This window comes from Bartonella schoenbuchensis R1, assembly GCF_002022685.1.
In the GTDB taxonomy this organism is placed as follows: domain Bacteria; phylum Pseudomonadota; class Alphaproteobacteria; order Rhizobiales; family Rhizobiaceae; genus Bartonella; species Bartonella schoenbuchensis.
Genome location: NZ_CP019789.1, coordinates 1,240,170 through 1,247,500, shown reverse-complemented (window position 1 = coordinate 1,247,500; position 7,331 = coordinate 1,240,170). Strand labels below are relative to the sequence as shown.

General features: G+C 39.2%; 1 protein-coding gene, 1 tRNA gene, 2 rRNA genes and 1 pseudogene (1 of these 5 only partly in view). 3 read left to right on the top strand and 2 right to left on the bottom strand.

Annotation, left to right across the window (positions count from 1 at the left end):
- From BscR1v2_RS05505 to BscR1v2_RS05495, 3 genes are all read left to right on the top strand, one after another.
- Positions 1-1,966, top strand: a 23S ribosomal RNA gene (locus BscR1v2_RS05505); it begins 845 nt to the left of the window's first position.
- A gap of 105 nt (positions 1,967-2,071) precedes the next feature.
- Positions 2,072-2,187, top strand: a 5S ribosomal RNA gene (gene rrf, locus BscR1v2_RS05500).
- A 110-nt stretch (positions 2,188-2,297) separates the two neighbouring features.
- Positions 2,298-2,374, top strand: a tRNA-Met gene (locus tag BscR1v2_RS05495).
- Positions 2,375-3,319: 945 nt separating this feature from the next.
- Here the strand turns inward: BscR1v2_RS05495 and BscR1v2_RS05485 are convergent.
- Entirely contained in the window at positions 3,320-4,420 is a 1,101-nt protein-coding gene (locus BscR1v2_RS05485; RefSeq protein ID WP_078690025.1) for a YrzE family protein, read from the bottom strand.
- Between the two features lie 1,241 nt (positions 4,421-5,661).
- Positions 5,662-6,572: pseudogene (locus tag BscR1v2_RS08565) on the bottom strand (outer membrane protein).
- Between the last annotated feature and the right edge of the window lie 759 nt (positions 6,573-7,331).

The window sequence follows — 7,331 nt, the reverse complement described above, 5'->3', positions numbered from 1 at the left end:
TCGGAAATAGCTGGTTCTCCGCGAAATCTATTTAGGTAGAGCGTTAGTGTAATTCTCCAGGGGGTAGAGCACTGGATGGGCTAGGGGTCCTCACCGGATTACCAAACCTAACCAAACTCCGAATACCTGGAAGAACTCACTGGCAGACACACGGCGGGTGCTAACGTCCGTCGTGGAAAGGGCAACAACCCTAACCACCATCTAAGGTCCCTAAGTTATGGCTAAGTGGGAAAGGATGTGAGGATCCCAAAACAACCAGGATGTTGGCTTAGAAGCAGCCATCATTTAAAGAAAGCGTAACAGCTCACTGGTCTAAATAAGGGTCTTTGCGCCGAAAATGTAACGGGGCTAAAGCCATACACCGAAGCTGTGGATTTACTCTTATGAGTAAGTGGTAGCGGAGCGTTCCGTAAGCCTGTGAAGGGAGACTCGTGAGAGCTCCTGGAGGTATCGGAAGTGAGAATGCTGACATGAGTAACGATAAAGGGAGTGAGAGACTCCCTCGCCGAAAGTCCAAGGGTTCCTGCTTAAAGTTAATCTGAGCAGGGTGAGTCGGCCCCTAAGGCGAGGCCGAAAGGCGTAGTCGATGGGAACCACGTTAATATTCGTGGACCTGTGGGAAGTGACGGATTGCGTATATTGTAAGGTCTTATGGGATTGATCTTGCAGTGAAGTAGTCCCAGGAAATAGCTCCCACGTATAGACCGTACCCGAAACCGACACAGGTGGACAGGTAGAGAATACCAAGGCGCTTGAGAGAACTACGTTGAAGGAACTCGGCAAATTGCACGCGTAACTTCGGAAGAAGCGTGACCCTTTTTCGGGCAACCGTTAAAGGGTGGCACAGACCAGGGGGTAGCGACTGTTTACCAAAAACACAGGGCTCTGCGAAGTCGCAAGACGATGTATAGGGTCTGACGCCTGCCCGGTGCTGGAAGGTTAAGAGGAGATGTGCAAGCATCGAATTGAAGCCCCAGTAAACGGCGGCCGTAACTATAACGGTCCTAAGGTAGCGAAATTCCTTGTCGGGTAAGTTCCGACCTGCACGAATGGCGTAACGACTTCCCCGCTGTCTCCAACGTAGACTCAGTGAAATTGAATTCCCCGTGAAGATGCGGGGTTCCTGCGGTTAGACGGAAAGACCCCGTGCACCTTTACTATAGCTTTACACTGGCATTTGTGTCTATCTGTGTAGGATAGGTGGTAGACTTTGAAGCAGGGGCGTCAGCTCTTGTGGAGTCATCCTTGAAATACCACCCTTATGGATATGGATGTCTAACTGCAGTCCGTTATCCGGATTCAAGACAGTGTATGGTGGGTAGTTTGACTGGGGCGGTCGCCTCCTAAAGAGTAACGGAGGCGCGCGAAGGTAGGCTCAGAACGGTCGGAAATCGTTCGTTGAGTGCAATGGCATAAGCCTGCCTGACTGTGAGACTGACAAGTCGAACAGAGTCGAAAGACGGTCATAGTGATCCGGTGGTCCCGTGTGGAAGGGCCATCGCTCAACGGATAAAAGGTACGCCGGGGATAACAGGCTGATGACCCCCAAGAGTTCATATCGACGGGGTTGTTTGGCACCTCGATGTCGACTCATCGCATCCTGGGGCTGGAGCAGGTCCCAAGGGTATGGCTGTTCGCCATTTAAAGCGGTACGTGAGTTGGGTTCAGAACGTCGTGAGACAGTTCGGTCCCTATCTGCCGTGGGTGTAGGAATATTGACAGGATCTGTCCCTAGTACGAGAGGACCGGGATGGACGTATCTCTGGTGGACCTGTTGTGGCGCCAGCCGCATAGCAGGGTAGCTATATACGGACGGGATAACCGCTGAAAGCATCTAAGCGGGAAACCCACCTGAAAACGAGTATTCCCTGAGAACCGTGGAAGATCACCACGTTGATAGGTCAGGTGTGGAAGTGTGGTAACATATGAAGCTTACTGATACTAATCGTTCGATAGGCTTGATCGTTCCCATTCCCTATATTCATTCTAAAAAAACTCAAAAAACTCAAAAAACTCAAAAAAAAACTAAGCAAAAAAACCAGTTCTCGTTCATTGATATGTTCTTAGCTGACTTGGTGGTTATGGCGGAATGCCTGCACCCGATCCCCATCCCGAACTCGGCCGTGAAACGTTCCAGCGCTGATGGTACTGTGTCTTAAGGCACGGGAGAGTAAGTCACTGCCAGGTCTGTTAAAAACATACAATGGTCTTCTCAAACAGTTTCCAATAGAGGTTAGCAGTCAAGTGATTTTGTTACAAACATCATCGTCACAATAACTGTAAGATCTCTGCAATGGCGCGGGGTGGAGCAGCCCGGTAGCTCGTCAGGCTCATAACCTGAAGGCCGCAGGTTCAAATCCTGCCCCCGCAACCAAAAAAAATCCTGACAAAATTTGCACTCTCTCCCCAGAAAAACATCACTGTGGCAAATCAATAATTGCTTCTTATTGCTTTTGTGTATTTTGCTTTAAGAGTTTTTATATCTGCCGTAAAATATTTTTATTTGACCGTTTCTCTACAAGTTTCTTCTCTCTTCATAGTACAATACATAGTTCTTATGTTTGCACAGTTCTTATATGTCTGCCATGTCTTTATAAAAGGGGTGAGAGGCTGTTTGTCTTTCTGTTGTTCCTTTATATACAGACGGTAAATGGGTGTATCTGTTTCGTTTAAATGTCTAGGGTATATAAATGATAAGGCTCAAAGCGTTTGTTCTTATTCCTGCATGATTATTGTAAAAGATGTTGTTGCTGTGCTCAATAATCTGTTTAAGCTCAAGGCCAGAAAGGTCATATGGTCATTTTGTAAAAAGGAATGATTATGATGTCGCTTGTGAGTGTTGGTATAGGTATGTTGATAGGTATTCAATTTAAGCTCAGTGGTGTTTCTTTAGTTTTTAAAAAGTGTCATACATTTTGCAAAGAATCCTTTTGTATTTTCGTTTATCCCTTTGGTTATCGTGCATATTACACTAGGACAATAAAAACACTTGTGAAAAAGGCAAAAGGCTTTCTTGTCAGATCTTACCTGTGTTTCTGACAGATGGAAAAATTGGCTACAACGCTTAAGTAATGTGTATAGTCACTCTATTTTTAGCTAATTCACAAATCTAGCATGCAAAAATATTAGCTTATTAATAAACTCTTCTCTAATGATAAAGTATTATATTTTTTATAAGTTGGTAGGTGTTTCAAGCATGTACTTATCCATCTTTTCGAAATGCTAGGGTAATTGTTTCTCCTTTTAAGAAAGAAAGCTGCTATGAGTTAGCAGCTTTCTTGTTGTGATGATCAATTATGATCCATTACAGCAGTGCTTTTTAAGCAAAGCTTTTAAGTAGGCAGCAATGTTTACGGCTTTTGGCACCATAATAGCCACATACAGTCGCAATGACAGCTCCGATAAGGCTACCTAAAAAACTCCACCACCCAATTGTAGAAGCTGTTCCAATAGCTTTGTCTGCAAAGCTTTGAGCGCTCTTTGCTGTTTCTTCAAGGTGATGAGACAGTGTGTCGACTTGTTGGTTGAAATTTTTGATTGCCTGTTCAGTTTTTACCCGTGCTTCTTGATAAAGAGTGATTGCACGGTCTGCAGTGTGTTCAGCTTCAGCCTGGGTCATGCCATTGCTCGTAAGAGCGCGGATGACATCTTTGCGATCAATATTATCTGTAATCGTTTCAAGGCGGCTAGATAAACGATTTCCTAATTTCTTAAGATATACAGAATAACCGGTAGGATTATGCATCAAAGCTGTGATGACAGACTGTATATCATCTAAGCTTTCTTTATAAACGCTATTCAAACGTTCAGGGTTAAGAGCTGGAATATTACTTTCATTAAGTACTGTTCGTAAATCTTTACCTAGTTTGTCAAAATCAATTTTATGGCTATTTTTATCGCTCAACAGTTTGTTAAAATAATCATAATCTGAAGATGAGAAGAGGGTACTAATCCCTTTTCCTAGGCTAGAAATAGCGTTTTTAGAGCTAGATGCAACGCTTGAGAGGGTTTGAGCCCCCATGTGTGCTGCTCCGGAAACGAACAGAGTTGTCTGAAGTGTTATAAGAAGCATGAGAAGAGCCCAGGTTAAGAAGCCATGTGCTGCTCCTGCTTGTTTTGCAAAATATCCAGCAACAAAGCCCCCAATAGCAAGACTAAGAAACATCACAATAATGGAACCGATGCCAACAGACATCAAAACCCCTCCAAAAGGTGCAGAAGAATAAAGGTCAATTTGTCCTAAACCTAAAGCTGCAAGCAAAAAAGAAAAGCAAATTGAAGTAGCAATAGCCGTAATCAGTCCTGCAAAAAGAGCTGACCAAGAAAGAGGCCTATGAAATAGTGGACGCTGAGGTTCCACAATTTTTTCTCCATAAAAATGTGGATTTAATGATGTGTCTGTTGGAATGCGCGTTTCCATTTGTTTATCTCCTTCTATGAGTATTGATATACAACGCATGATCTGCGTCTATGTTTCAATCTAGGGAGATATTGATAGAAGGAAAGGGTACGCCTGATGATGCCAGGTCTTTAGAGAGCTATATCCGTTTTAAATAAACCTTGAAAATAAAGCGTCTCATTGCCACGATCATTTATAATAATCTATTTACTAAAGGGGTCAATAATGTGATGATCTTTAAGGAATAGTACAGTGTTATAGCGGTGTAATGGGGCCTTTTATTGTGATTTTAGGTTTGGGAACTTTTGTAAGATGAGCTCTTGTGAATGGTTGTACTGTTCTTGCCTGTAAAGATGATGAGGGCATATTATAGTATTTATGGTGTGCTAGGAATATATTATTATTTTCTTTATTGGCGGCCGCATTGAGCAATTTTTGTTATGTCCGCTTTGTGGGGTTATAAATAAATTGCTGATGCTGATCAAAGTTATAGAACAATAAACGATGATATTGTTCTTATCTTTTTTGAGCACATTGATGCTTTTGCTGATAGAGCAGATAAGAATTATACTGTTTTGGAAAGAGTGCTCACAATGGTCCAAACGTGATAAGAATACACGTTAGAAATAAAAAAGCTCTATTAATGGTGTTTACTTGTTTGAGACAAAACGCCAATAAGCACTAGTGTTACAGGTTATAAAAAGAAAAATTAAGAGGGAAAGAGAGGCTCAAAAATAGTGTTCTTTAATAGAGAGAAAAACTAGTAATTAGGAGTAAGTAATGCATGGCGAAATATGTAAAACTTAGTAACTTAGCTTATCGCCATTACAATTTTGACCTAAACTTACGGAACTGAATGGCAAAAATAACATCAATGTATTTGAGATTGTTAAAACTATTTTTGCTTGTTCAATGGAATTCAGTGGCAAAAAATTATATGTGAAAGATTTTTTTTGAACAACACTCTACCTTATTAGAATGATATGCGATGTTCATACTAAGAATAGTTTGATAAATTTTTAGTTATTGGCTTTGATATATAAGTGTTTCAAAAATATTTTGAATCTATCAATATAGCTGGTTAAACAACTGAAGTTGTTTATTTTTTCCAAAGTTTGATTTATTGCGATATATGGGAATATGTTTCTTATGCCAAGTTTAATTATACTGTATAATAATTTTTTATAGAAAAAATGTTACAAATAAAAAGCCTTGTCAGAGACAAGGCTTTTTAGTGATTAAGTTATACAACATACAAGAAATTAGAATTTATAAGATACTCCAGCACGAAAATCATTAGTCTTGTAATGAAGTTCAAAGCTATCTTTAGCAAATTTCTTTTTTCCGAAATCCGAATAACGATACTCTGCACGCAAAATAATATCATCGGTCATTGCAAAATCAATACCCGCACCAAAAGTATAACCGATCATTGTTTTTGTTTCATCCGACATATTATTAAGCTCTTTGTCATGTGTTGCTGTGCTTGATAGCGATAGAATATTTTGGAACTGTCCATAAGCAACACCACCAGCGATATAAGGCATAATACGATCAGCAGCAAAACCGATACGTATCCGTGTGGCACCTGTCCATTTTTGGTTTAAAGTATACTTAAATGTTATGATAGTTTTTTCTGCCTCTTCTATATCAATTGTATTTTCTCTTAATTGGACATCTCTTCTAGACAGTCGATATTGGCTATTCTCATGATTCGGTATTAAGTTACTTTCTTCTGGCATATTATCGTCTGTAGATGGGGGGTAATTACGATAGTGTTTGTATTTTTTCGTGCAGATAGAATTATATCCGTATCAATGCTTAGGATAAGACCATTACTGAGATCAACATTGGAACCTGCATAAAAACCACCTATGAAACCAGAAAGTTTAGGCAAAAATTTTTCATTAACTGGAACCCATTTTTTAGGTCTACCACTCTTATCAGGAAGTAAGGGAATATCATTATCATGACTCATCGCGGAAATCTTACTTGAGAAACCACCAACTTGTCCCCCAATATAAAAACCATTCCAAGAAAAAGTAGGTGGTCTAACAATTGGTGAAACACCCATTTTATAATTTTCTTTAAAAACTATACTATCTGCTGCTTGTACTAAAGAAATTGCAGCTAAAGTGAAAATAGATGTAGCTATTAAACATTTTGTATTCATATTTTTCTCCAAAGGTAATATTTAAATACGTAATGTTATTTTTACATCAAAAAATTTACAAAATGTTGATTTTTTCTTTGTCTTAAAAACAATGCTTTACAATATATTTCGAAGCTTTTTATGCAAGATAAGCTTATATGTGCTTGTTTTCGGTTTTTTATATAAATAATCAAAACGATTTTAACAATATATCACTTTGTTTTTAATTTCTTTAAGAGGGAGTACAATAACACACTCTTTCAGTTTAGGTAGCACTCCTCCAATACGTTGATGCAGACATCAAGTCATTTTATTTGGATTGTTATTCTTACTCTTCTTCCAGCTTCTGACTCAGCAATGCTTAATGTTATAAATAGCTGTAATATGAAAAGATTGTCCTGTTTTCTTTCGTGTATAAATACAAGCTGCCAAAAGGAGGAAAAGATCTTTTGTGGATAAATTGATGGCTATTCTTAATGCACTCAGAAATATAAGTATCATAACATAATAACTGGATTAACCATTTCCGGGAAAGATATAAAGATATAAAGCGTATAACTTGTGCTTCATCTGGAGATGAGAAGAAGCTTGAAGTTTTAAATGTTTTGTTCACGGAACGGCATAAGTAATATCTTCTACTACCCTTAATATTTCTTGTTTTTTTGTGTTGTAGATAAAACTTCCTACCTTACAATAATATTATAAGTAAAATTACTCCTAAACTTTTAGAATTCTTCATTAGCCTAAAACAAATATTTGCTAACGTGAGTGAGCGCAAGG